The 25,812-nt window shown below is 72.1% G+C and carries 21 protein-coding genes; 10 read left to right on the forward strand and 11 right to left on the reverse strand.

Features of this window, described 5'->3' with window-relative positions:
- Positions 1-73: 73 nt before the first annotated feature.
- The 4 genes from T328_RS33045 to T328_RS33060 all read right to left on the reverse strand — a co-directional run bounded on the left by T328_RS33045 (position 74) and on the right by T328_RS33060 (position 3,838).
- Positions 74-1,066: a WD40 repeat domain-containing protein gene (locus T328_RS33045; RefSeq protein ID WP_496499934.1), complete on the reverse strand. Its 993-nt coding sequence runs from the start codon at positions 1,064-1,066 to the stop codon at positions 74-76.
- A 246-nt stretch (positions 1,067-1,312) separates the two neighbouring features.
- A complete protein-coding gene (locus T328_RS33050; protein ID WP_496499935.1) occupies positions 1,313-1,954 on the reverse strand; it encodes a class I SAM-dependent methyltransferase in 642 nt (213 codons plus the stop codon).
- A 37-nt stretch (positions 1,955-1,991) separates the two neighbouring features.
- Positions 1,992-2,429 carry an NUDIX hydrolase gene (locus tag T328_RS33055; RefSeq protein ID WP_496499936.1) on the reverse strand — a complete coding sequence of 146 codons (438 nt, stop codon included), beginning with the start codon at positions 2,427-2,429 and terminating at the stop codon, positions 1,992-1,994.
- Positions 2,430-2,497: 68 nt separating this feature from the next.
- Positions 2,498-3,838, reverse strand: coding sequence for an NsdA family TPR-like regulatory protein (locus T328_RS33060; RefSeq protein WP_496499937.1), 1,341 nt, complete (start codon positions 3,836-3,838; stop codon positions 2,498-2,500).
- 471 nt (positions 3,839-4,309) lie between these two features.
- Between T328_RS33060 and T328_RS33065 the strand changes: the two genes are divergently transcribed.
- Both T328_RS33065 and T328_RS33070 read left to right on the forward strand, forming a co-directional pair.
- Positions 4,310-4,504 (forward strand): hypothetical protein, encoded by a 195-nt coding sequence (locus T328_RS33065; RefSeq protein ID WP_496499938.1) that lies wholly within the window; start codon positions 4,310-4,312, stop codon positions 4,502-4,504.
- A 58-nt stretch (positions 4,505-4,562) separates the two neighbouring features.
- Positions 4,563-4,835, forward strand: coding sequence for a DUF7848 domain-containing protein (locus tag T328_RS33070; RefSeq protein ID WP_496499939.1), 273 nt, complete (start codon positions 4,563-4,565; stop codon positions 4,833-4,835).
- Between the two features lie 256 nt (positions 4,836-5,091).
- Here T328_RS33070 and T328_RS33075 read toward each other — a convergent pair whose 3' ends face one another.
- From T328_RS33075 to T328_RS33100, 6 genes are all read right to left on the reverse strand, one after another.
- Positions 5,092-6,123: a zinc-dependent alcohol dehydrogenase gene (locus T328_RS33075; protein ID WP_496499940.1), complete on the reverse strand. Its 1,032-nt coding sequence runs from the start codon at positions 6,121-6,123 to the stop codon at positions 5,092-5,094.
- A 9-nt stretch (positions 6,124-6,132) separates the two neighbouring features.
- On the reverse strand, positions 6,133-7,851 hold the full coding sequence (locus T328_RS33080; RefSeq protein ID WP_496499941.1) for an IlvD/Edd family dehydratase: 1,719 nt from the start codon (positions 7,849-7,851) through the stop codon (positions 6,133-6,135).
- Between the two features lie 495 nt (positions 7,852-8,346).
- Positions 8,347-8,685: a hypothetical protein gene (locus T328_RS33085; RefSeq protein WP_496499942.1), complete on the reverse strand. Its 339-nt coding sequence runs from the start codon at positions 8,683-8,685 to the stop codon at positions 8,347-8,349.
- Positions 8,682-9,545, reverse strand: a complete 864-nt coding sequence (locus tag T328_RS33090; RefSeq protein ID WP_496499943.1) for a polysaccharide lyase family protein — start codon at positions 9,543-9,545, stop codon at positions 8,682-8,684. Before T328_RS33090 ends, T328_RS33085 begins: the two co-directional genes overlap by 4 nt.
- Before the next feature lie 2 nt (positions 9,546-9,547).
- The gene (locus tag T328_RS33095) at positions 9,548-11,107 is read right to left on the reverse strand and encodes an alkaline phosphatase D family protein (RefSeq protein WP_496499944.1); all 1,560 of its coding nucleotides are present in this window, start codon (positions 11,105-11,107) and stop codon (positions 9,548-9,550) included.
- A gap of 165 nt (positions 11,108-11,272) precedes the next feature.
- Positions 11,273-11,641, reverse strand: a complete 369-nt coding sequence (locus T328_RS33100) for a MerR family transcriptional regulator (protein ID WP_496499945.1) — start codon at positions 11,639-11,641, stop codon at positions 11,273-11,275.
- Positions 11,642-11,721: 80 nt separating this feature from the next.
- On the opposite strand from T328_RS33100, the gene T328_RS33105 reads away from it, so the two are divergent.
- The 5 genes from T328_RS33105 (at position 11,722) to T328_RS33125 (ending at position 17,939) form a co-directional block, all read left to right on the forward strand.
- Positions 11,722-12,642, forward strand: a complete 921-nt coding sequence (locus T328_RS33105) for an NAD(P)-dependent oxidoreductase (RefSeq protein ID WP_496499946.1) — start codon at positions 11,722-11,724, stop codon at positions 12,640-12,642.
- A gap of 57 nt (positions 12,643-12,699) precedes the next feature.
- The gene (locus T328_RS33110) at positions 12,700-13,131 is read left to right on the forward strand and encodes a PPOX class F420-dependent oxidoreductase (protein ID WP_496499947.1); all 432 of its coding nucleotides are present in this window, start codon (positions 12,700-12,702) and stop codon (positions 13,129-13,131) included.
- 201 nt (positions 13,132-13,332) lie between these two features.
- Positions 13,333-15,822, forward strand: a complete 2,490-nt coding sequence (locus T328_RS33115; protein WP_496499948.1) for an MMPL family transporter — start codon at positions 13,333-13,335, stop codon at positions 15,820-15,822.
- Positions 15,823-15,915: 93 nt separating this feature from the next.
- The gene (locus T328_RS33120; RefSeq protein WP_496499949.1) at positions 15,916-17,271 is read left to right on the forward strand and encodes a sensor histidine kinase; all 1,356 of its coding nucleotides are present in this window, start codon (positions 15,916-15,918) and stop codon (positions 17,269-17,271) included.
- Positions 17,268-17,939, forward strand: coding sequence for a response regulator transcription factor (locus tag T328_RS33125; protein WP_496499950.1), 672 nt, complete (start codon positions 17,268-17,270; stop codon positions 17,937-17,939). Before T328_RS33120 ends, T328_RS33125 begins: the two co-directional genes overlap by 4 nt.
- A gap of 129 nt (positions 17,940-18,068) precedes the next feature.
- On the opposite strand, the gene T328_RS33130 is transcribed toward T328_RS33125, so the two are convergent.
- Positions 18,069-19,217, reverse strand: coding sequence for an AfsR/SARP family transcriptional regulator (locus T328_RS33130; protein WP_496499951.1), 1,149 nt, complete (start codon positions 19,215-19,217; stop codon positions 18,069-18,071).
- Between the two features lie 1,937 nt (positions 19,218-21,154).
- On the opposite strand from T328_RS33130, the gene T328_RS33135 reads away from it, so the two are divergent.
- From T328_RS33135 to T328_RS33145, 3 genes are all read left to right on the forward strand, one after another.
- On the forward strand, positions 21,155-22,927 hold the full coding sequence (locus T328_RS33135; RefSeq protein ID WP_496499952.1) for an FAD-dependent monooxygenase: 1,773 nt from the start codon (positions 21,155-21,157) through the stop codon (positions 22,925-22,927).
- A gap of 308 nt (positions 22,928-23,235) precedes the next feature.
- Positions 23,236-24,768, forward strand: coding sequence for an MFS transporter (locus T328_RS33140; RefSeq protein ID WP_496499953.1), 1,533 nt, complete (start codon positions 23,236-23,238; stop codon positions 24,766-24,768).
- A 290-nt stretch (positions 24,769-25,058) separates the two neighbouring features.
- Positions 25,059-25,812: AMP-binding protein (locus T328_RS33145; RefSeq protein WP_496499954.1), on the forward strand; the 754-nt coding region annotated here is incomplete at its 3' end.

The following is a 25,812-nucleotide window of genomic DNA, read 5'->3' on the forward strand; positions in this document are numbered from 1 at the left end:
ACGCCGTGGGCCCCGGGTGACAGGGCGATCACGGCGTTGGCCGCTCTGCCGGCTCGTCGGGTGCACAGGCTTGTCAGAGGGTCAGGTCCCAGATGCGTACGACGCCATCCCGACCGGCTGTCAGGGCGACCGCGCGATCCTCCATCGTGGTGACGACCACAGCTTCAACGCTCCAATCGTGGCCGGTCAGCGGCGGCCCGACTTGTCGGCCGTTAGCAAGGTCCCAGATCCGCACGGTTCCGTCCTCGCCGCCGGTCACCGCGACCGCACGGTCGCCGACCAGGGCGGCATCTACGGCGTTGATGCCGCCCTCGTGACCGGTGGACGGTTCGTGGATCGGATCGTCGTCTTCGTCCCCGGACAGGTCGAATACGTACACCTTTCCGGAGTCCGTGCCCGCCACGACGACCGGACGGCCGTCGAGCCGGGAGAATGCGACGGCGTATGCCCTCTGCTCGTCGTCCACGTAGAACGACGCGACCTGCTCGCCATTTGCCGCATCCCACACCTCCACCCCTTCTTCCCCGCCCCCGGCGATAAGCGAGCGGCCGTCGACCCTTGCGGTGGCGAGACCCCAGATGGAGCCGGCGTCCAGCTCCACCGCAGACTCCTTGCCGGACAACCCCAACAACCGGACTCCGTCCCAGTGGACCCCACTACTTGCCACGAACAGCGGCGGTCCCTCGCCTGTCACCGTGGCGACGGACGAGATGTAGGGCTCGCCGTAGGTCGTCCCGCGGAGCAACTTGCCGCTGGCCAGGTCCCAGATGGCCGCTCCCTGTTCGTCGCCGCCAGCGGCCACTACCACGCGCCCGCCGGAAACAGCCACGGCAACCGAGTCGATATCGTTCTCGGCATCCGGGTACTCGGCGGCGAGTGGGTCCTCGGCGAAGGCGTACGTCAACGGCCTCTCCTGCCACTCGTCCTGCAACGGGGCCCAGCTCCACAGCGTGTAGAAGCCGGTGCACACCACCAAAGGCGCCCCGTCCACGTCGACTACGGCAAGGTCGTCGATCCGGTGTTTGCCAGGCGCTGCGCTGCTCAGAATCAAACGTTCGTCAGACATCCGGGCAGGATAGTCGGCGCGTCCGACAACCCGGATCACTCAACAGCTGTACGCAGGGCGAAACGGCAGGCCAAGGGCGGCAGAGGCTCCTGGACCGCAGCCAGGTGACCGGGCGCTACGGGCGAGTGGCTCCACCAGCACCGCCACCCCCACCCGCCATCAGGCCTGAAATGCCACACGTCTACCGGACCTACTCGGCATCACCTGACGACTTTGCCGGAGCCCTGGGATCGGAGGGATGCCGCGCTATGTGGAGGCCTTTACAAGGAGGGTTCCGACGCCTTGTCCTTCAGGAGGAGAGATGACCTCAGCCTTGGGGTTCGAGTACCCCGAAGAGGTCAGAAGGGCTGACCACTCTTCTGGGCAGTAATCCCACCTGGTTACTGCCCTGGCCTCTCTCAGAGTGCCTACCGGCTCCATTCCTTCAGCCGGGGGCTTGTGGGAGAAGGCCAGCACGCCACCAGGGGAAAGCCTCCTACGGATCAGGGGGAGGAGCTGCTCGGGGTCCGTGAACCAGACGGGCCCGAAGATGGAGAGAACCACGTCGAAGGGGCCGTCTGTGTGGGTCAGGTAGTCGGTCACCTCCGCCGTGTGGAAGGTGAGGCCGGGGAGGTGCCCCCACCGGGCGACCGCCTTCTTGCGCTGGCTGGGTGCGATGTCCACGCCGGTACAGGTGGCACCCAGGGTGGAGAGATGGGCCAGGTTGCAGCCCGTACCGCTGCCCAGTTCCAGGACGGTCCGACTTTGAAGCTCTCCGAGGATCGATTCATTGGGGCCGTGGTCCGGGTACTGCGTCCAGTTCAACCACGTGTGGGCCCCGGAGTCGTTGGTCCGCCTCCGTGGTGTCCGTCCCAGGGCGTATCGCTCCCAGGCATCAACGACCTCCATGCAGAACCTTTCCATGCGAGGGCAACGTCGGTCGTGCTCAGATGACTTGTTGAGCCAGCAGCAGAGCCAGCGGGCCCCCCTGGAGCAGGAAGCGCCCTTCCGTGACCGCCCGGAGTGTGTCAGCCATGGGCCACCACATCAGCTTGAAGTCCGCCTCGCTGGGCGTGAGCTGCTGCGGGCCGAGGGTGAGTCCTTCGGCCAGGAAGAGGTGGATGCGGGCGGTGGAGTCGAGGGTGATGGCGTACGAGCCGAGGGAGCGCCAGGTTTCGGCGGTGACGCCGGCTTCCTCGCGCAGCTCGCGCCGTGCGCATTCTTCGGCTGTCTCCTCGCTTTCCCGGCGCCCCCCGGGCAGGAATAGGTACGCGCCGCCGTGCCGGGGAAAGTCGGAGGTCAGGACGGCAACTTTGCCGTTCGCGTCACGGGCCACGATGACGGAGGCGTCGCATCGAGCCCTACGATCGGGTGCGGTGCTCATGGCCCGTAACTGTAGCTGTCTGCTGTGACACGCCGCGGTCGTCCGGCGTACTGGGTCGCGCAGGATTGTCAGACGAGGATCTGCGGCGGGACCACAGTTCGGGCCCGCTCGTAGAGCGTCCGGGCCGCGTGGTTGCGCGTGTGGGGACGAATGAGTGCCTGCATGTTTCTCATACGCTGGTCAGCGCGGCCGGACTGCACCAAGGGGTATTCATCCAGCACCTTGTTCCAGGTGGCGCACGCCTCCTCTAGGCGACCAACCTCCAACTGGCGTTCCGCCAGAAGCGCGTTATAGCGGATACCTGTTCGCCGATAGTGAGCGTCCCGGGATTTTTCAGCTTCAACGAGGGACGTCACCGCCCCGACCTTATCTCCTAGTTCGTAGCGGACCTGAGAGTTGTGATACGCCAACGAAGATGGGTCGTAGCTCCCGAAAGCTTTCGCGCGACTCTCCGCGCGCTCCATGGCTACTTCCGCTTCTTTCATGTAGAGAAGTGCGGTCTGTCGGTCCCCGGCGGCAGCGTAACAGTGTGCCTGTTGCCCGGCTAGAAACGCACGCATGCGGGGGCCTGCTGCCGGGGACGCTGCGGCGGCTGCATCCGCGAGCCGAGTTGCGTGTGAGACGTGTCCAAGGTCAACCGCTTGGAGGCTCATTCCCCGCAGCGTGGTGCAGTACGTTAGGTGATCTTCAGCGGCCCCGGCCAGTTCCAGAGCCTTGACGTAGTACCGCTGCGCCAGTCCGTGAAGCCCTTCGTCTACGGCCATATACCCCGTCAGATAAAGAAGATCCGACGTTGTGGCCAACAAGTCTTTGCGTACATTCTCCGGAGAATCGGCCTGAAGGTGCGGAACAACTGTATTCACCAAGAACGCGGCAGCCAGCGGCCTGGCGTGGCGCCCGCCGAACTGGTCGTCTAGCTCGGACAGCTTCTCCGTCATTGCCGCTACCGTATCAACTTCGGCGTAGCCGATACGGCGACTCCGCCCAGTCTGTACGGCCTCCATGCGGCCAACGACCTCCGGCCAATCCGGAACGGTCATAGCGACGGAGAACAATCCGGCGGATAGAACGCTCCTGCGCGACGGGTCCATGTCGCGCCTCCCGAGATCAAGTAAACTCTCTGTTGTGCTGGCGGGTTGAGATTGTTGATCCGTGGAGGGCGGGATTCCTGCTTCTTCGTGTGTGACTGGTCGGCCAAGTCGTCTGGACAGGACTTCCAGGATGATCGGTCGTACTGGCTTGCGAGGCCGGGTCCCGTTCAGCCAGTGCGCCACCGCTGATTCGTCGTACCGCAGGGGCGTCCCTGTCTCCCTACCGGCGTGGTTTACGGCGTGGGCGAACTGACTGTAGGTCCATCGTGTCTCGACCAGCAGACGCCCCAGTCGGGCATTCGGCTCGCGCTCCGCCACCGTCACCAACTCCCTGCCGCGCATGGACTTTCAAGGCTTTCAAGTTCCGGCGCTGCCTCAACGGTACCGCCGGGGGGTGCCACACGGTTGCGTAGACAGTGATCGAGTGATCAGTCCCCCGCGACCGCGCGAACGGCCCGGGGGCGTGGCCACCAACCCCACGGAGGTTGACGACGTGATTCACGCTACCGCGAGACTGTTCGGGCTGTTACTGCGGCTGTTGCCGTCCGGTTCTGGCCGTCATCGGTCGGCCGGCTCAGGTCCCGAGGCGACCTTCGTGGAAGTGTCCACGGCGCGGTTGCCACGTGTGGACTGCCGGAGCGTGGACGTGGCGCTTGTGCGGCCGTGTGCGGTGGTGCATGAGGAGCGTGAGAGGGCTCGTCGGCAGCGTGCTCGGCGGCGGGTGCTGTGGCTTGCGGTGCGCGGGGTTGATGTGGGACCGCGGTGGATTCACGGGGTGGAGGTGCCCGCATGAGTATGTGGCCGGAGAACGACGCTCCCCGGGGAGTGGCGGGGTGTGGTGACTGCGGGCGGCTTGCGCAGATGCTGCTGAACGCGCGGCAGCGGTACGACTGGAGCGGGGTGACGGACGCACGGGTGTTGCAGCGGCGGCACCTGCGGGACGCTCACGCGGACGCCACCGGCAACGAGGGGGACCGGTCGTGAACGGGTCCCTGTCAGCGATGCGGCTGTTGCCGTGGACGCCACCGGCGGAGGCGTTCGGATGAGCGCACCGGACGGCACCGCTGCGGTGAGGGCGCGGTGGGGGTCCGCCTCGTGGACGCTGGCCACGGACGGCGCAACGGGGCTCACGCACTCGGCGGCGTGCACCACGTGTCCGGCAGCCTCCGGTGCACATGACGGGTGGGTGCCGGTGCAGGACTGGTGCGTTGCGCATACCGGTCGGGCTGGGCACACCCGCTTCCATACCGCGGTGACGGGCGTGCTGGTCGCCTCCCCGACCGACGCGGTCGGGCCGGGGAACCCACAGTCGTAGCCAGCCAACCGAACCGCCCGCCCCGCCTGTCTGCCGTTCCCCTCGGCAGACAGGCGGGGCATCCTGCTGCTCGGAGACCACGGGCGCAGGCCTTCGGCAGTCGCGCACCGCGGCACGGTGCGGGGCGCGCTGCGCGCGCCGCGCCGTCGATGCGCGGCTGGGTCGCCTCCGGCACGGAGGGCCTGCGGGCGGGCTTTCGGCAACCGGTCGTCGTCCGGTCACCGCGGCCTCCGCGTATGCGGCGCTGCGTCGGTCGTCAGCCGGACTCCGCCGTCCCCGGACTGTGCGGGATCACGTGTACCTTCGGGCCGCCGCCCGCTCCCTCCGGGCGGTCGCCCGCGAGGGCCGCCGCCACCCCGTCCAGGCCGACCGTCGCCGCCACCAGCGGGCGCGGGTCCACCGCGCCCTCCGCGTACGCCGCGATCGTGGCCGCCAGGCCCGGGGACGCGCTCAGGATGCCCACCGCCGTGGCGTCCTTGAGGGCCAGGTTGCGGGTGTCCAGCAGGCTCGGGGTGCCGGCGAGGCCGATGAGGACCACCCGGCCGCCCGGCTCCACCAGCTCCACCGCCCGCGCCGGCAGCGAGTCGGCGTTGGAGGCGTCGACCACCGCGTCGTACGGGACGGAAGGCAGCGACTCCGCCGTCCAGCACCGGTCGAAGCCCAGCGACGCCGCGAATTCCAGCGTCGCCGGGTCGCGGCCCAGCACGTGCACCTCCGCGCCCGCCCGCCGGGCGAACATCGCCACCAGCAGCCCGATCGTCCCCGGTCCGGCCACCAGCACCCGGTCGCCCGCCGCGACCCCCGCCGCGCGCGCGGCGCGCAGGGCGTTGCCGCCCGGCTCGACGAGCGCGCCCAGCGCGTCGTCGACCGTGTCCGGCAGCGCGTGCAACGACCATGCCGGGACGGCCAGTTGTGCGGCCAGCGCGCCCGCCCGGCCGCGGATGCCGACCTCCTGGCGGTCCTCGCACAGGTGCTGCCGCCCGCCCCGGCAGCGGCGGCAGGCGCGGCACCCCAGCATCGTGTCGCCCGTCACCCGCCGCCCCACCCAGCCCGGGTCCACGCCGGCGCCGACCGCCGCGACCCGGCCCGACCACTCGTGCCCGGGGCGTACGGGGAAGCGCGCGCGGCCGTCGCGGAGGTACTGCAGCTCGCCGGAGAACAGCTCCACGTCCGTGCCGCAGACGCCCACGCGCGCGACGTCCACCACCGCCTCGCCCGGCCCCGCCACCGGCGGCTCGACGTCCACGACCCCCGCGTCCCGGGGGCCGTGCAGCACGAACGCCCTCAAGACCGGATCTCAGTGCGACTCACGGCTCACCTCGGAACCGGACGAGCCGACCAGGAAGTCCAGGTCCGCCCCGGTGTCCGCCTGCTGTACGTGGTCCACGTACAGCCGCTCCCAGCCGCGCCGCGGCGCCGCGTAGCCCGCCACCGTCGCCTCGTTGGGCGTACGTGCCGCCAGCTCCGCGTCCGGCACCTCCAGGGTGAGGCTGCGGCCCTCGACGTCGAGGCTGATCCAGTCGCCGCTGCGCACCAGCGCCAGCGGCCCGCCCGCCGCCGCCTCCGGTGCGACGTGCAGTACCACCGTCCCGTACGCCGTGCCGCTCATCCGGCCGTCGCAGACCCGCACCATGTCGCGTACGCCCCGCTCCAGCAGCTTGCGCGGCAGCGGCATGTTCGACACCTCCGGCATGCCGGGGTAGCCGCGCGGGCCGCAGCCGCGCAGGACGAGCACCGAGTCGGCGTCGACGTCGAGGTCCGGGGCGTCGATGCGGGCGTGGAAGTCCTCGATGCTGTCGAAGACCACCGCGCGCCCGCGGTGCCGCAGCAGCTCGGGCGAGGCGGCGGCGGGTTTGATGAGCGCGCCGGACGGGGCGAGGTTGCCGCGGAGCACGGCGATGCCGGCGGCGGGCTGCAGCGGCGCGTCGTGGGTGCGGATGACCTCGGGGTCCCAGATGCGGGCGTCGTCGAGGTGGTCCACCAGCGGCCGGCCGGTGACGGTGAGCGCCGCCGGGTCGAGGAGGTCGCGTACCTCGTCGAGCACGGCGGCGAGGCCGCCCGCGCGGTAGAGGTCGTCCATCAGGAACCGCCCGGCCGGCTGCAGGTCGACCAGCAGCGGCACGTCCGCGCCGATGCGGTCGAAGTCGTCGAGGCTCAGCTCCACGCCGAGCCGGCCGGCGAGGGCGAGGAGGTGGACGACGGCGTTGGTGGAGCCGCCGGTGGCGGCGAGGGCGACGATCGCGTTGCGGAACGAGCCGGCCGTCATGACGCGCGACGGGGTACGCCCCTCGCGTACCAGGTCGACGGCCAGCTTCCCCGACTCGTGCGCCGCCTCCAGCAGCCGGCTGTCCGGCGCCGGCGTGCCGGCCAGGCCCGGGAGTACCATGCCCAGCGCCTCGGCGAGCACGGCCATCGTGGAGGCCGTGCCCATGGTGTTGCAGTGCCCGCGGCTGCGGATCATGGACGACTCGGAGCGGGTGAACTCCCGCTCGGACATGGTGCCCGCGCGCACCTCCTCGCTCAGCCGCCACACGTCGGTGCCGCAGCCCAGCGGCTTGCCGCGGAAGGTGCCGGTGAGCATCGGCCCGCCGGGAACGACGAGCGCGGGCAGGTCCACCGAGGCGGCGGCCATGAGCAGCGCGGGGATCGTCTTGTCGCAGCCGCCGAGGAGCACCAGGCCGTCGACCGGGTTGGCGCGGAACATCTCCTCCGCCGCCATCGCCGCCATGTTGCGCCACAGCATCGCCGTGGGGCGCACCTGGGTCTCGCCGAGCGAGACCACCGGCAGCTCCAGCGGGACGCCGCCCGCCTCGTGCACGCCGTCGCGCACGGAGCGGGCGACCTCGGTGAGGTGGGAGTTGCAGGGGGTCAGATCGGAGGCCGTGTTGGCGATCGCGATGTGGGCGCGGCCGGAGAAGGCGTCGTGCGGCAGGCCGCGGCGCATCCACGCGCGGTGGATGTACGCGTTCCGGTCCGAACCCCCGTACCACTGGGCGCTTCGCAGCTCGGCAGCCATATACCGTCCTTCGGGTCGCAGGAGACACCCGCACCGTAAACGGTTGCCGCGCGCGCTGCCTATACGTCGTCGCCGGACCGGCCACAAGGCTGGTGGGCGGTGGCTGAGCGGGACCCGTTCGGGGGGCGCTCCCCGGGCGCGACGCGGAGTACGGTTTCCCGGTGTCGAGGTCGAATTGGAGCCAGCCTGCGACACCCCGCTGACGACCACACCGGCGCGCGGATCGCCGACTACCGCAAGATTCGCCACATGACACAGCAGGCCCTGGCGCAACAGGCCCACCTGTCGGGCGACCATTCAGCGGCCAGCGACGCCAACGTCCTCATCCGCCGGCACCCCCACTGAACCCCGCGCCTGGCGTCCGTGCCGGTCAGACGGCCCCTGAACGCCGACGTCACGTGAACCCCGAATCAACCAACGGCGTCCCGGTGGGCGGGCCGGGACGCCGTTGCCGTCAGCCGCTGCCCGCGCTGCCGTCGCGGGTGTGCGGCGCGGTCAGCGCCAGCGCTGGATCGAGCGGACGCCGTCCGGGTAGTCCTTTCCGTCCGGCAGGATGAAGCCGGCCGGCTCCTGGCACCCGGGCTCGGCGAAGGCCATCACCAGCTCCGGCGGACCGTCGTTGCGCAGTTGCGCGCGGATGGCCGGCAGATCGCCGAGCTGGACGTCCTGGCACTCGTACGTGGTCGGGACGGTGCGGGACTCCCCGTTGGGGTAGGCGAGGCCGACTCGACCGGGCCGGCGACCGCGGCCTGGGCCGGCATGGCCAGGGCGATGCCGGCGGCGGCCACGAAGGTCGTGGATGCCCAGCGGGCGAGAGAACGCACCGGCCGTCACTCCTGTGCGAACACCCCCAGCGCGTCGTACGCGATCCACGACCCGCTCGTCTTCCGCAGCGTCAGCACGTTCTCCCCCGCCGTGAACAGCTCCGCCGCCAGCGGCAGTTCGTACGACGACGGCTTCAGCATGCTGCCGGACCGGGCCGCGTCGCCCTCCAGCGAACCGCGGGTCGCGCCGCCGCGGAACTCCAGCGTCCGCACCGCGCGGTCGTTGAGCGCCAGTTCGGCGGTGCCCGCGGCGGTGGCGTGTGAGTCGATCAGCCACAGCGCGAAGCCGAGGTCCCGTTCCGGCGCCGCGGCCAGGTCGAAGCGGAGCGTGAACGTGTGCTCCCTGCTGCCCGCCCAGGCGTCGCCCGGGCCGGGGTGCAGATAGCACCAGTCCCGGCCCGCGTCGGAGGTGCCGTGGCGGAAGTCGACGCCCTGCGGGAAGGCCGTCGGGTACTGCGCGCTCAGGTTCGGCGACAGTGCGAACTCCAGCCCCCGGTGGTCGAAGTCGCCGACCTGCGCCACCGGGCGGCCCGCGGCGAGCGACCGCTCGCTCGTCGCCGCCGCGGCGCGCGCGGGCCGGGTGCGGGCGCCGGAGTCGACCACGGCGACGACGGTGTAGCGGCGGGTCACCGGCTCCGGGCCGACGCGGTGGGTGTGGTGCGGGAAGAGCGTGCGGGCCAGGAGGGTGTCGCCGGCGGCGGAGAGTTCGTACACCTCGTAGTGGTCGACGAGTCGGGTGCCGTGCGTCCGGTACGGGCGCCACGTCAGCTCGACCGTGCCGATGCCGCCGGCGGCGGTGAGCCCGGAGACGGTGCCGGGCGCGGCGCCGGAACCGGGCCGTCCCGCGGTGGGTGCGGTGGGTGTGGTCATCGTCAGCTCACCTTCTGCATGCCGGGGCGGTCGTGTGCGACCCGGAAGCGGTCGAGCGCGAACCCGGCCGCCCGGTTGTCGGCCCGTACGTACGGCACCGCCCGGTACTCGGCGGTGACCGCGTCGGCGTCCGCGTGCCCGAGGACGTAGCCGCGGCGGCCGTCGTAGAACCGCATCCAGGGGTGCTGCATCCAGTCCTGCGTGTAGTGGTCCGTCGGCGCGCCGTCGCCGTCCGAGGCGATGGACGTACCGAGGAACTCGCTGCCCACGACGCGCGATCCGGGGTCCGCGAAGTCCGCGAGGAGGTCGCCGGCGATGGAGCGGTGGCAGTCGCCGGTGAAGGCGACGGACGGTGCCACGCCCGGCTCGCCGAGGACGTCGAGGAGGCGCTGCCGCGCCGCCGGATACCCGTCCCACTGGTCGACGCGGTTCTCCATCACCCGGACCAGGCCGACCTGCTGGAGCAGCAGGTTCCAGCGGGTGCCCGCGGACCGCAGCCCGTGGTACAGCCAGCGCTCCTGCTCCCGGCCGAGCATGGTGCGCCCGGGCGCGTGCTGCTCGGCGGCGTCGGCCGGCTTGGGGTCGCGGTACTGGCGGGCGTCGAGGACGTGCAGGGTGGCCAGGCCGCCGTAGCGCAGCCGGCGGTGCAGCCGGGCGTCGGGGCCATGGGCCAGGGCGAGCGCGGGTAGCGGGCAGTTCTCGTAGTACGCGCGGTATGCCACGGCCCGGCGGAGCAGGAAGTCCTCCTCGCTCAGGCCGTAGTACGAGGCCTCGTCGGAGTAGTCGTTCTGCACCTCGTGGTCGTCCGGGGTGAGGATCCACGGCGCCGCCGCGTGCACGGCCTGGAGGTCGGGGTCCGACTTGAACAGCGCGTAGCGCAGCCGGAAGTCGGCGAGGGTGTTGGTCTCGATCTCGTGGCGCGCGCCGGGCAGTGGGGCGCTGCGCCACATGTTGGCGGCGGTGATGCCGTACTCGTAGATGTAGTCCCCGACGAAGAACACTACGTCCGGGTCCTGGGCGAGCATGTCGCGGTACGCGGAGAAGTAACCGTGGTACCACGCCTGGCAGGAGGCGGTGGCGAAGGTGAACGAGCCGCGCGTGGAGCGGGCGTCGGCCGCGGTGCGGAAGCGGCCCACGGGGCTGGTGTGGTCCTGCGTACGGAAGCGGTAGAAGTATTGCCGGCCCGGGCGCAGCCCGCGGACCTGCGGGTGGACGGAGTGCCCCAGCTCCGGCAGCGCGACCGCCGAGCCGGCGCGTACCACCCGGCGGAAGCGCTCGTCCTCGGCGACCTGCCAGCCCACGTCGTAGCCGGCGCGGGGCATGCCGCCGTGGCCGTCGTCGGCGAGCGGGTCCGGCGCCAGCCGGGTCCACAGCACGGCGCCGTCCGCCGCCGGTTCGCCGCTGGCGACGCCCAGACGGTACGGGTCGTCGCGCAGTCGGGGCGCGCCGCCCGCGGCCTCGGCCCGCCCGGCGAGCCCGGCCCCGGCCAGCAGCGCGCCGACACCGACGCCCGCGGCCTGCAGGAACGAGCGTCGGCGCGGGGAATGGGATGGTGAAGTCACCTGAGCCTCCCGGCGTTGTGAAGATCCGAAAGGATATTCGCTGGGCGGGATGGCCGGGGCGCGACGTGCAATTGAAGGGCCGCGGGACGGCAGAGAGACGGTGAACGGGGCGGAAAGGAGCGGGCCGTGGGCGTATCAGGCGGCCGGACGCGGCGTAACGGGCCCTCAGCTGTACTGCGCGACCCGCCGCTCGGCGGCGTGCAGGTATTCGTTCAGCGCCTGGCGGGAGTGGGTGAGCGTGGTGATGTGCGCGTCGAGCCCGTCCAGCCGGTCGCGGAACTTGTCCAGCAACTCGGGGCAGGGATAGAAGTCGGGTCCTGTGCCGGTGGCGCAGGGCAGGAGCCAGGCGATGTCCTGAGTCGACAGGCCGGCGTCGAGCAGCCGGCGGATCTGGGTGACGGTGAGCACGGCGTCGTCCGTGTACTCGCGGTAGCCGTTGCCGCGGCGCTCGGGGTTCAGCAGGCCCTGGGCCTCGTAGTAGCGCAACTGGTGTGCGTTGACGCCGGTACGCCGGCTCAGCTCGCCGATCCGCATGCGCGCTCCTCCCCGACTCCGGGCTTGCCGGGCTTGACCGGCTTGACCTTCATACCGGTGTGAACGTTGACCATTCTGCCATGACGACCGACACGCTCTCCGAGAACGCCCCCGCCCCCGTCGCCGTACTCGGCCTCGGCCTGATGGGCCGCGCCCTCGCCGGCGCCCTGCTGCGCGCCGGGCACCCCACCACCGTCTGGAACCGCACCGCCGCCAAGGCCGACGCCCTCGTCGCCCAGGGCGCACACCGCGCCGCCACCCCCACCGCGGCCGTCGCCGCCGCCCCGCTGGTGGTCGCCTGCGTCACCGACTACGACGCGCTGCGCGCCCTCCTCGACTCCGTGGCGGCCGACGACGGCGCGGCCCTCCGCGGCCGGACCCTGGTCAACCTCACCACCGGCACCTCGGCGCAGGCCCGCGACACCGCGGCGTGGGCCGCCGACCGCGGCGTGACGTACCTCGACGGCGCCATCATGGCCTCCCCGCCGGGCATCGGCACCGCGGCGGCGACCGTCGTCCTCAGCGGCCCCCGCGCGGAGTTCGACCGCCACGCACCCGTCCTGCGCGCCCTGGCCGGCGACTTCCCGTACCTCGGCGCGGACCACGGGCTGACCGCGCTGTACGAGATGGCGGTGGTGGGCCTGATGTGGAGCATGCTCAACGGCTGGCTGCAGGGCGCCGCGCTGCTCGGCACCGCGGGCGTCTCCGCCGCGGAGTTCACCGCCGTCGCGGCGAAGGGCATCCCGACCGTCGTCGACTGGCTTCCCGGATACGCGAAGCAGATCGACACCGGCACCTTCCCGGCGGACGACGCCACGCTCGACATCCACCGGGCGGCGATGGCACACCTCGTACGGGAGAGCGAATCCCTCGGCGTGAACACGGAGTTCCCGGCGCTGATCCAGTCCCTCGCCGACCGGGCGGCGGCGGCCGGGCACGGCGGGGAGGGATATGCCGCGATGATCGAGGAGTTCCGCCGCCCGGCGGCGAGGCCGGAGTGACACCGGAGTGACACCACCCCCGGAATACCACCGACAGACCAGGACTTGGCACCGAACATGACCACGACCCCGTACGACCCGCGCGCGCTGCTGGCCGAGAGCCGCCTCGGCGTGCTGGCCACGATCAAGAAGGACGGCCGCCCGCAGCTGTCGCCCGTCATGCCCTACTACGACCCGGACGCCGGCGTCATCCACGTGTCGATCACCGAGGGCCGCGCCAAGACGGCGAACCTGCGCCGCGACGCCCGCGCCGCCCTGGAGGTCACCGCCCCCGACGGCCGCTCCTGGGCCACCGCCGAGGGCACCGCCACCCTCACCGGCCCCGGCACCGACCCGCAAGGACCGGAGGTCGAGGCGCTGGTGGACTACTACCGCGCCGCGGCGGGGGAGCACCCGGACTGGGACGAGTACCGCACGGTGATGGTCGCGGACCGGCGGGTGCTGATGACCATGACCGTCGACCACGTCTACGGCGAGCGGCTCGGCTGACGCACGCGCGGACTCGCGGGGTGCCGGCCGGCCGTCCGGCACCCCGCTCACATGGACGGGCGTCATCCCCGCGGCGGAGCGGGCGAGGCGGCGTACTCGGTTTTGAGTAGCCGGAAGTGCCGTACGGGCGACGACGACGGCGCGGGGTCCGCGGGGAAACGCTGGCAGGGTTCCCGAGACCCAGATGCGGAGACCCGTTCCATGGCCACCTTCCTGTACCGGCTAGGCCGGCTCGCGTTCCGCCGGCGGCTGGCCGCCGTGCTGCTGTGGGGCGCCGTCCTCGCCGTCGCCGCCATCGGCGGACTGTCCGCCGCCGACCCGCCCGAAGACTCCACCTCGATGCCCGGAATCGAGGCGCAGCACGCGTACGACCTCATCGACGAGCGCTTCCCGGGTGCCGCCGCCGACGGGGCGGACGCCCGCGTCGTCTTCGTCGCGCCCGGGGGCGAGAAGATCACCGCGGACCAGAACCGCGCGGCGGTGACCGCGTTCGTCGCGGACGTGGCCGACGCGCCGCAGGTCGCCGGGGCGGTGGACCCGTTCGACGGGCAGGGCGTGAGCGAGGACGGGACGACGGCGTACGCCACCGTCACCTACGAGGTCGCGGAGGACGAGGTCAGCGGGGCCGCCAGGGCGGCGCTCGACGACGCCGTCGGCGAGGCCCGGGACGCGGGCCTGACCGTCGAGGCCGGCGGCAGCGCGCTGGAGTCCTCGGCCTCGGCGGGCATCGGCGAGGTGGCCGGCATCGCCGTGGCCGCGGTGGTGCTGCTCGTCACCTTCGGCTCGCTGGCCGCGGCCGGGCTGCCGCTGATCACCGCGGTCGTCGGGATCGGCGTCAGCATGTTCTCGATCCTCACCCTGGGCAGCGCGCTCGGCCTGTCCTCGACGGTCGGCGAGCTGGCGATGATGCTCGGGATCGCGGTGGGCATCGACTACTCGCTGTTCGTCGTCTCCCGCTACCGCGAGGAGCGGGCCGCGGGCCACGAGCCGCGCGAGGCGGCGGGGCGGGCGACGGGCACGGCCGGGTCGGCGGTGGTGTTCGCGGGGCTGACGGTGGTCATCGCGCTGGCCGGGCTTTCGGTGGTCGGGGTGCCGATGCTGACGAAGATGGGGCTGGGCGCGGCGGGGGCGGTGCTGGTGGGGGTGCTGGTCGCGCTGACGCTGGTGCCGGCGCTGCTGGGGTGGTGGCCGGACGCGGTGCTGGCGCGCGGGCCCCGCCGGGCGCGCGGGGGCGGCGGCGGGACCGGTGCGGGACGGCTCGGCGGGTGGCGCGCCGGGCGGCGGGGGAGCGCGGGTCGTGGCGACGGCATGAGCCCTGCGGACGGTACGGGCCCTCCGGGCGGTACGGGCCCTCCGGGCGGTACGGGCCTTGCGGACCGTACGGGCCTTGCGGACCGTACGGGCCTTGCGGACCGTACGGGCCCTGCGGACCGTACGGGCCTTGCCGACCGTACGGGCCATGCGGACCGTACGAGCCATGCCGACCGTACGGGCCCCGCCGGCGCCCCTGGCGCCACGAGCGCGTCCGACCCCCTCGGCGTCCGCTGGGCCCGCTTCGTCCTGCGCCGTCCCGTCACCGTCCTCCTCGCCACCGTCGCCGGGCTCGGCATCCTCGCCGTACCCGCCGCCGACCTCCGCCTCGGCATGCCCGGCGACGAGGCCAAGCCCACCTCCACCACCGAGCGCCGCGCCTACGACGCCCTCGCCGACGGCTTCGGCCCCGGCTTCAACGGCCCGCTGACCGTCGTCGTCGACGCCACCGGCGCCGACGCCCCCGAGGCCGCCGTGGCCCGCGTCGCCGAGCGGATCGGCGCCACCGACGGCGTCGTCTCCGTCTCGCCGCCGCGCTTCGACGAGGCCGGCTCGACCGCCGTGCTCTCCGCCACCCCCGCCACCGCACCCACCGACGAACGCACCAAGGACCTCGTCCACGGCATCCGCGACCTGCGCCCGGAGACCGAGGCCGCCACCGGCGCGACGTATGAGGTCACCGGCGCCACCGCGCTCAACATCGACGTCGGGCAGAAGCTGCAGGACGCCCTGGTCCCGTATCTGGCGACCATCATCGGCCTGGCGTTCCTGCTGCTCCTGCTGGTCTTCCGCTCCGTGCTGGTGCCGCTGAAGGCGGCGCTCGGGTTCCTGCTGTCGGTGCTCGCCGCCCTCGGCGCCGTCGTCACCGTCTTCCAGCAGGGCCACCTGGCCGGGCTCTTCGGCGTGGAGCAGACCGGGCCGGTCATGAGCATGATGCCGATCTTCCTGGTGGGCATCGTCTTCGGCCTGGCCATGGACTACCAGGTCTTCCTCGTCTCCCGGATGCGGGAGGCGTACGTGCACGGGGAGGACCCCCGCGAGGCCGTGGTCAGCGGCTTCCGGCACAGCGCCCGGGTGGTGGCGGTCGCCGCGGTGATCATGATGGGGGTGTTCGCCGGCTTCATGACCGGCGGCGAGCAGGTCATCAAGATGATCGGCTTCGGGCTGGCGGTCGCGGTGTTCTTCGACGCCGTCGTGGTCCGCATGGCCTTCGTCCCCGCCGTGCTCGCCCTGCTCGGCAGGCGCGCCTGGTGGCTGCCGCGCCCGCTGGCGCGGCTGCTGCCGCGCGTGGACATGGAGGGCGAGGCGCTGGGCCGCGGCGCTCCCGGCCCGCGGCCGGTCCCGGACGACGAGTCCGATCAGGACCTCACGCGCGTCTGACGCGCCGGTCCGTAGGGTCGGCCGCCCGCGCGGGCGGCCGACCCCCGGACGCCTTCCGGCGCCGCTCGCCCGGCGGCTGCCGCGTGCCCGACCATGAAACAGACCACGGGCCAGACCACCCGAGCGGAGGACGCCGTGCTCCCCATCTGGTCGCGGTTCCACGACCGCCACCCCCGCCTCGTCGAGGCGGCCCTGCTGCTGCTCGTGTTCGTCGTCACCAGCCGGCAGTACGCCGACGCCGGCCACGGCTGGGCCGCCGGGCAGCCCCTCGTGGCCGCGGCCGTGCTCGCGCTGCCGTGGCGCCGGCGGCACCCGGGCCCCGTCGTGGTGGCCACCGCGGTATGCGGCGCCGCCTCCGCGGGCCTGGGCTACGCGCTCACGCCGATGCTGGTGCTGCCGGCCCTCGTCGCGCTCTACGAGCTGGCCGTACGCGCTCCGCAGCGGACCGTCTACGCCCACTACGCCCTCATTCTCGCCCTGGTCGTCCCCGCCGCGCTGCTCGCCGACGGCGGGGGCCAGACCTGGCGCGACGAGGCGGTCGCCCCCGTCTTCTGGCTCCTGCTGCCGTTGCTCGCCGGCACCTCCGTGCAGGCCCGGCGCGCGTACCTCGACGCCGTGCACCTGCGCGCCGAGCACGCCGAGCGCACCCGCGAGGAGGAGGCCCGCCGCCGGGTCGCGGAGGAGCGCGTACGCATCGCCCGCGAGCTGCACGACGTCGTCGCCCACCACATGGCGCTCGCGCATGCCCAGGCCGGCACCGCCGCCCGGCTGGCGCGCATCCGGCCCGCGCAGGCCGGGGAGATCCTCGGCGAGCTGACCGGGACGACGTCCGCGGCGCTGCGCGAACTCCAGGCCACCGTCGGCCTGCTGCGCCAGGCCGAAGACCCGGATGGCCAGGACGGCCAGGACGGCCAGGGCGGCCCCAGCGGCCCGGGTAGCCCGGGTGGCGCCGCCGGCTCCGGCGGGTCGCTGGAGCCGGCGCCGGGGCTCGGCCGGCTGCCCGAGCTGGTCGCCGCCTTCGCGTCCGCCGGGCTGCCCGTCACCGTCGCGGTCGAGGGCGCGGAGCGGGCGCTGCCGCCGGGGCTCGACCTCACCGCGTACCGGATCGTGCAGGAGGCGCTCACCAACGTCGCCAAACACGCCGGCGCGGGTGCGGCGCGGGTACGGCTCGCGTACACCCACGACCGGCTGACCGTGTCCGTCAGCGACGACGGCGGCGCCGGCCGGCCGCAGCCGCCGCCGGTGCCGGGCGGCGGCTTCGGGCTGATCGGCATGCGCGAGCGGGCCCGTACCGCCGGCGGCAGTCTGCGCGCGGGGCCGCGGCCGGAAGGCGGCTTCGCCGTGACCGCCGAGCTGCCCCTGCCCGTACGGCAGCCGTCCGCCCCGTCCGGCCCCGCCCCCGCAGACCCCGCCCCGCCGGCCCCCGAGCCCTCCGGAGAGACTCAATGACCGTCCGTGTGCTGCTCGCCGACGACCAGGCCCTGCTGCGGGCGACGTTCCGGATACTGCTCGACTCGTACCCGGACCTGGAGGTCGTCGCCGAAGCGGCCGAGGGCGGCGAGGCCGTCGAACTCGCCCGCGTGCACCGCCCCGACGTCGTCGTCATGGACATCCGCATGCCCGGCACCGACGGCCTCGCCGCGACCGAGGCGATCTGCGCCGACCCGGAGCTGACGGACGTGCGGGTGCTGGTCCTCACCACGTTCCAGACCGACGAGCATGTGGCCCGCGCGCTGCGCGCCGGCGCCGGCGGCTTCCTCGGCAAGGACGCCTCCGCCGACGAACTCGTGGACGCCGTCCGCACGGTCGCGGCCGGCGACGCGCTGCTCTCGCCGGCCGCCACCCGCGCGCTCATCGCCCGCTTCCTCGCCACCCCCGAGCCGGGCGCCGCCCCGGCCACCCCGGACGACCTGGCGGTGCTCACCGCCCGGGAACGCGAGGTGACGGCGCTCGTCGCGGCCGGGAAGTCCAACGCCGAGATCGCCGCGGAGCTGGTCGTCAGCCCGCTGACGGTACGCACCCACGTGCAGCGCGCAAAGACGAAGCTGGCCGCCCGCGACCGCGCCCAGCTCGTCGTGCTGGCCTACCAGTCGGGCCTGGTCCGCCCCCCGGACTGAGCAGCGGCAGCCGCGGCCCGCGGACCGCCGGGAAAACCGAAGCGGCCCGAGGGGTCTCCCCGGGCCGCGACGGTCGTGCGGACAGTGTGCGGTTGTCCTGCCGGCAAGAGAGATCGCGATGCGGCGATCTCAAGCACCACCGCCCGGGCGCGGCCGCCAGTCGAGCGCGGGCGCGTGGTTCAGGATCTCGTTCTCCAAGTGCTGCAGCGCGGGCCTGGGATCGATGCCCAGCTCCTCCGCCAGCCGGCGCTGGTTGGTGCGCAGCACCGCCAGGGCGTCGGCCTGCCGGCCGGCCCGGTACAGCGCCAGGCTCAGCAGCTCGCAGCCGTACTCGCGCAGCGGATGCGCCTGCGTGAACGCCTCCAGCTCGGCCACCGCCATCTCGTGGGCGCCCACCGCGAGCAGCGCGGCGCACCGCCCCTCGATGACCGAGAGCCGCAGCTCCTCCAGCCGGGCGACCTCGGGCCGTACGTAGGTGGTGTCGGCCACCTCCGCGTAGGCCTGCCCCCGCCACAGCATCAGTCCGGCTTCTAATTCACGCAGTGCCTGCTGCGGCTTGCCGCGGTCGAGGGCCTCCCAGCCGGCGCTGGCGCGCTCGCTGAACCGGTGCACGTCGACCTCGACGACGTGGTTGTCCAGCAGGTAGCCGCGACCGTAGGTGCGGAGCACGGTCGCGGGGGTGCGCGGTGCGCGGTTGGGTTCGAGCACCCGGCGCAGGTTGGCCACGTACGCCTGCAGTGACGTGATCGCCGAGGGCGGCGGGTTGCCGGTCCACAGCTCCTCGACGATGACGTCCACCGCCACCGGCTGGCCGACCTTGCTGACCAGCAGGGCGAGCAGTGCCCGTTGCTTGGGTGCGCCCAGGTCTAACAGCCGGCCGTCGACGACGGCCTCGATGGGGCCGAGCGCCCGGAACTCCGCCATGGGCCGGGGCGGATCCGGATTTACGGACGGCTGCGCAGGGCTCCAGTGGATCGTGCGCGAAGGGGCCGGAGTCGCGGTCGGCGGCGCCTCCGCGAGAGCCGGTTCGCCGGGCGTGCCGGCGGTGAGAGCGGATGTGGTGGATTCGAGTTCGAGGTCGAGTTCCTTTGCGAAATACACCTTCAATATCTCGTTGGCGCGGCGGAGTTCCTGCACCTCGCGCTCCAGCTCCGCGATGCGCCGCGCGTCACCGTTGCCGGTTCCCGTGCGCTGCCCGCCGTCCGCGTGGGACTGGCAGCTTCCGCCCAATCCAGCGCCGATAACCATCGTGTCGACGTTGGTGCTGTCGTTCGTCATCTATGAACTCCCAACATCTCACCGCCTTTTCCGGGGCACCTGGCCAGGGCCGGGTGTCGGCCTGGCCGGCTGCCGGCCGTACAGCCAAGCAGGATCCGGTCACCGTACGCTCCGTGCGGTGTACGCGAGTGGATCTGCGTGGCGCTCTGGAGAGCGCTCCCACACCGCGGCATGACAGCGGCCCGCCGGTGGCGCGGCGCGATGGGTGTGCGCTGCCGGGCTACCGGGCGGTTAGCGGAGACGACGTGCGCCGCGTCAGAGAGCGTAGGCGCCGCAAGGATTTGCTGCCGAAAAGCAGCAATCTCAACTGGAGTTTCGTGAAATTCGACTTTTGCCGGATTTGACGGCCAGGAGTTCTGAATCTGGCCGCGAGGCCAGAGGCCGGGTTCCGGCCCTGCGTCGATCATTAGCATTTCTGCTGCCCCCGTGTGTGTCGTCCAGTCCCCCGAGACTGGCCGGGGGCCAGCGTAGCCGTGAACCTTAATCCAGTCAAGGCCCGGCAATGCCGACCGCGGTTTTACGCGGCCGATACACAACGCAATGGATCTTCGCCTGCCGGGTACTGAGAGCAACGATCGATCTGAGGGCTTCGACGCTTTTCTCCCCGGCTATTCGATCCCAACATCGCCTACCGGTGTTGTCAACACGGTTCCGGTCGTGACGTGGCTCTCCTGATCCGGTACCCACCCGTTCCCGCACGTCGAAGGTGTGATCGATTGTGCCAGCTGAGGGTTGGGGGGCAAGGTCCTGCTATGCGTTCGCGACATGGCAGGAACTTGCTACACGGAGGGTTGCCGTGACGTTTTCGCAAGATCGATAACGGGCCCCGTCGGGTCCCCCCGTTGCGGACGGATGCCCAGGTGGGTGGGGTTGTGTGAAGCGGAAGCCGGGCGGAGTGAGCTATTCCGGATCCGGTCGGCCGGGGCGGCGGACGTAGACCCCGTGTCAGTACCGCGGCGCCCTCCACGCGCGTAGCAGAGCGTGACGGCGACCGTCGTGCCGCAAGCCGTGCGCGTGCCGCCGGGGGAGGGCCGACGGCCGGCAAGTCGGGCAAAGTCGGCGATGGAATTTCATTCTGGTCCGCGAGGGCCGGACCCGACGCGGCTCCGCGGCTGGTCCGGGGCCCGGCCGGATGCCGATCTTCACCTTTCCCGTGCCGGGTTCAGGCGATTATCGCAGTGAAATAATCCGTTGTTTGCCGAGACGTCACCCGGCCACGGGGCCGTACTCGCGGCGCTACCGATGGCGGAGGTTTTCCCACCGTTTCCAATTCCCGGTGCGCTGAATAAGATCGGCGCGGCGGCCTGGCGGAGCGTCCGGTCCTTTGCATTGATAGCGAAAGCGGAACCTATCCCGGGGGTGCCGGCAGCCCGCGGCTCGGGGGGTGCCGCCCGCCGGGCGGTGATCGCGTCGGCGACACCGGCCGCGCGGGGGAGGGGGCGTACGCCGGAGACGTCCGCCGGCGGCGGGCGCCGGAGGCTTGCGGCGCCGCACGGGTGAGGAACGTCCGGACTCGTCCTTCTTTTCCCTTCTTGTGCCGAAGGGAGCAACACCTCTCAAACTGATGACAGTTGGCGTACGCAAAACGTGACCGACGATCTTGAACCGGATTCCGGCCCATCGCCGCGCGGCGCCGCGCGCGGTCCCGACCGGGCTGGCCGGCGGGCCCGTTCGCGGAATGCCGCCAAGCCGGCGCCAACCCGTTCGATAGTGCCAGCCAAATCACCCGGCCGATGCTGAGCACACACGCAGCATCGGTAATAGAGACGTCGGCAGGACGGTGTCGGGGAGGCTCATCCGGAAGTCCTCGCTTCCAGATCGTGGGGATGACGACAGCGCTCGGTCTCGGATGCCGCTTCCTGCGGTTCGGCGGCGGCCGACGGAGGCTGCCGGGATCCCGGTGTCCTGCCCGAGCCGTCACTCATGGAAGGCCGAGCATGGATGCCATCGAAGTTCCGGTTCTGATCGTCGGCGGCGGCGGGTGCGGCCTGTCCGCCTCCATCTTCCTGTCCGACCTGGGCGTGGAACATCTGCTGGTCGAGCGGCACACGGACACGTCGCGGCTGCCGCGAGCCCACTACCTCAACCAGCGCACCATGGACATCTTCCGGCAGCACGGGCTCGTGGACGTCGTCCACGAGCACTCGGCGCCGGTGGACATGTTCGGCAGGGTGCGCTGGCAGACCTCGCTCACCGGTGACGGACCGCTGGACGCCCAGGTCATCCACGAGATGGACGCCTTCGGCGGCGGCGCGCTGACCGACGTGTACGCGGAGCACGGCCCGGTTCTGCCGGCCAAACTCCCGCAGCTGCGGCTGGAGCCCGAGATGCGCCGCCGCGCCGAGGAGGACAACCCCGGCGGGGTGCTCTTCGGCCACGAGCTGACGACCTTCACCGACAAGGGCGACCGCGTCGTCGCCGAGATCCGCGACGTCGCCACCGGTGAGACCACGACGGTCACCGCGCAGTACGTCATCGCCGCCGACGGCGGCCGCACCATCGGCACCCAGCTGGGCGTGCGGATGGAGGGCGTGCCGAGCATGCTCAACGTCACCACCGCGTATCTGACCGCCGACCTCTCCCGGTGGTGGCACGACGGCACGATCATCACCTGGTTCGTCAACCCCTACCGCCCCGACCTCTCCTGCACCCTGATGGAGATGGGCCCCACCTGGGGGAAGAACTGCGAGGAGTGGGCGCTCCACTTCAACCCCGGCGACGCCGACCGCGGCGACCCCGACGCGATGATCGCCCGGATCCGCGAGGTCCTCGGCATACCTGACCTGGAGCTGACCCTGCACCGGATCAGCCAGTGGACCGTCGAGGGCGTCCTCGCCGACCGCTACCGCCAGGGCCGCGTGCTCATCGTCGGCGACTCCGCGCACCGCCAGCCGCCCACCACCGGCCTCGGCCTCAACGGCGGCGTCCAGGACGTGCACAACCTGGCGTGGAAGCTGGCCGCCGTGGTCTCCGGCCGCGCCGACGACGGCCTCCTCGACTCGTACGAGGCCGAGCGCCGCCCCGTCGGCAAGCGGAACGTCGAATGGGGCCTGTCGACCTGGTTCCACCACAAGGTGGTCACCGAGGCCGCCGTCGGCCTCGGCGCCCACATCCCGGTCGAGCGGCGCCCGTCGGTGTTCGCCGCCTTCTTCGACTCCTCCCCGGTCGGCGCGGCCGTCCGGGCCCGGGCGGCGGAGATCCTCAACACCCACCGCTCCGAGTGCCAGGCGCACGACCTGGAAGTGGGCTTCGCGTACGAGGAGGGCGCGCTCGTCCCCGACGGCACCGAGCCCCCGGCCCGCGCGGCCCTGGGCAACGAGTACCACCCCACCACCCGGCCCGGGCACATGCTCCCGCACGCCTGGATCGAGCGGGACGGCGAGCGGCTGTCCACCCACGACCTGGTCGGCCGCGCCGGCGGCTTCGTGCTGATCGCCGGCCCCGAGGGGAAGGCGTGGTGCGACGCGGCGGCCGAGGCCGCCGAGAAGCTCTCGGTCCCCCTCACCACGGTCCGCATCGGCGACGGCGCCGGGGCCGGGGCCGAGTACACCGCCGCCGACGGCCGGTGGGCGGCCGTCCGCGAGATCACCGACGAGGGCGCCGTCCTGGTACGCCCCGATCACCACGTGGCGTGGCGGAGCAGGACCGCCGGCGACGACCCGGCCGCCGCGCTGGACGACGCGCTCGCGCGCATCCTCGCCCGCGGCTAGCACGACCGCACGGCGCAGCGCACCACAGCACGGCACAGCACGACAGTGCCGACGGCGTCGCCGACAACAACGCCAACACCGCACGGCACGAGCACGACAGGGAGGAGACGGCGGCTCCGGGACACGATGCGCTCCGGACGCCGCCCGCCGCCCCCCCTCGACCGCGCCCGCCGGACCGACCACGGTCGCGGCGCCGCGCCCCCGCCGCCCGCACGCGTGTCCGGCTCGGCCTCGGGTCACATTCCCCCCGCCGCCCCTGTCATGAGGGTTGGGGACGTCTGTCCGTCACACACGACAAGGAGAAGATCGTGGCAACACAGAGCGCAGACTCTGCTGCCGGGCCCGACTCGGGAGCGGGCGGAGTGACGGAGGCCGACCCCAAGCGGTGGCTCATCCTCCTCGTCATCTGCGTCGCACAGCTCATGGTGGTCCTGGACTCGACCATCATGAACCTCGCGCTGCCCTCGGCGCAGGAGGACCTGGAGTTCTCGATCGCGAACCGGCAGTGGATCGTGACCGCGTACGCCCTGGCGTTCGGCAGCCTGCTGCTCTTCTGCGGCCGGCTGGTCCTCCTCTTCGGCCTCAAGCGGACATTCCTCGTCGGACTGGTCGGCTTCGCCGTCGCCTCCGCCGTCGGCGGCGCCGCGACCAACTTCGAGATGCTCGTCGGCGCCCGCGTCGGCCAGGGCATCTTCGCCGCCCTGCTGGCACCGGCCGCCCTGACGCTGCTGAGCACGACGTTCACCGACCCCAAGGAGAAGGGCAAGGCGTTCGGCGCCTTCGGCGCGGTCGCCGCCAGCGGCGCGGGCCTGGGCCTGATCATCGGCGGCGCGCTCACCTCCGGCCTCTCCTGGCGCTGGTGCATGTACGTGAACCTGGTCTTCGCCGCTGTCGCGCTGCTCGGCGCGGGGCTGCCGCTCGGCGGCAAGGGCGGCCCCCAGGGCCCGCGCGCCCGGCTCGACATCCCCGGCGTCGTCCTGGTGTCGGGCGCGATGTTCTGCATCGTCTACGGCTTCTCCAACGCCGCGAACGAGGACTGGAGCACCCCCGAGACCTGGGGCTTCCTCGTCGCCGGCGTCGTGCTGCTGATCGCCTTCGCCGGCTGGCAGTCGCGCGCGGAGCACCCGCTGCTGCCGCCGCGCGTCGTCCTCGACCGCAACCGCGGCGGGGCGTACCTGACGATGCTGCTCGTCGGCGCCGGCGTCTTCGGCTTCTTCCTCTTCCTCATCTACTACATGCAGACCACGCTGGACTACTCGGCGATCACCTCGGGCGTCGCCCTGCTGCCGATGGTCGTGCTCACCGCCGTGGCGGTGAACATCGGCAACATCAAGATCATGCCGAAGTACGGCCCCAAGCCGCTGGTCATCGCGGGCCTGGCGCTCAACGCCGTCGGCACCGCCTGGCTGACCAACGTGGACGTCGACTCCTCCTACGTCGCCGCGCTCCTCGGCCCGATCCTGGTCGTCGGCTTCGGCATGGGCTTCATCTTCGCCGCGGCGCTGCAGACCGGCACCACCGGCGTACAGCCGCAGGACGCGGGCATCGCCTCGGCGAGCATCCAGGTCGGCCAGCAGCTCGGCGGTTCGATCGGCACCGCGCTGCTCAACACCATCGCGGCGAGCGCCATCACCGACTACGTCACGGAGCACTCCCAGGGATCGCCGACCGAGGAACTCCTCCAACTGGCCGCGGTCGACAGCTACGTCACCGTGTTCTGGTGGTGCGCGGGCCTGTTCGCCGCGGGCGCCGTCATCTGCGGCCTGCTGATCCGCTCCGGCCCGCTGCCCGCACCGGCGTGGGGGGCACAGCCCGCGGACAAGGAGAAGGCGCACTCCTGACCCGGCGACTGACCCCGGCGACCGGCACCGACGCTCCACGAAGCCGGCACACGACCGATCGGGCGGCCCGCGGCGGCGGGCCGCCCGATCGGTCGTGTGCCGGGCGCGGACGGCGGCCCTCCACCGGCCGGCCGACCGCACTGACCTGGGTCGGGGCCGTGCAAACCAAGTGAACGCCAAGTCGTTGGTGTGTGGTGGCCAAGTGGGGTGCCTGATGCTGGACGGGCGCTGCGGGACGGCACGTTCACCGGTCTGTTCGAGCAACGACGCTGGTCTGGGTGGAGGGCCTTGTGAGCCAGAATCCGATTCACAAACGTGGTTTGTATCTGGGGGTGCTCGCGCAGCGTGCGGCCGTCAGGCATGGGTCGACGCTGCTGACTTTGGATCATGATCTGGATGTGCTGCCCGAGGCGGGGCGTCGGATCACGGTCAACGAGCTGGCGCATTATGTTGTTGATCTGGCGGGTCGTCTCGCCGCGGCGGGGGTGCGGGCCGGGGACCATGTGGTGGTCTACAAGCGGCCGAACTTCGACTCCTGGCTCCTGGGCACGGCCGCGGCCCGGGTGGGTGCGATACCGGTGATGCTCTCCCCGGCTCTGGACGCCCCCACGGTCGCGGCGTTGATGGAGCGTCTGGGCCGTCCCCGGCTGCTGACCGACGCGGCGAAGCTGAAGCTGCTGGCGGGTGAGGATCTCGATGCGCTGGCGGAGTCGGTCATCACGGTCGCCTCTCTGGCGGAGTTGGAGGACTCGCCGGGGGTCAGGCCCGTGTTCACGGGGCTGGACGAGCCGGCGATGATCACGCACACCTCGGGCACCACGGGTCTGCCGAAGCTGGTGGTGCACACCGCGCGGACGATGCGTACCCGGCTGCGCCCGCAGCTGTTCATGCTGGCGCTGATGCGGCGGCGGGAGACGGTCGCGATCAGTATCCCGTTCGTCCATTCGCGGCTGTTCGCTGCGATGGCGCTGGTGCTGATGAAGGGTATGCCGACGATCCTGGTCAACAACCACGACCCGGAGGACGTCGCGAAGTTCTTCGTCA

This window comes from Streptomyces sp. CNX435 (genome assembly GCF_059570575.1).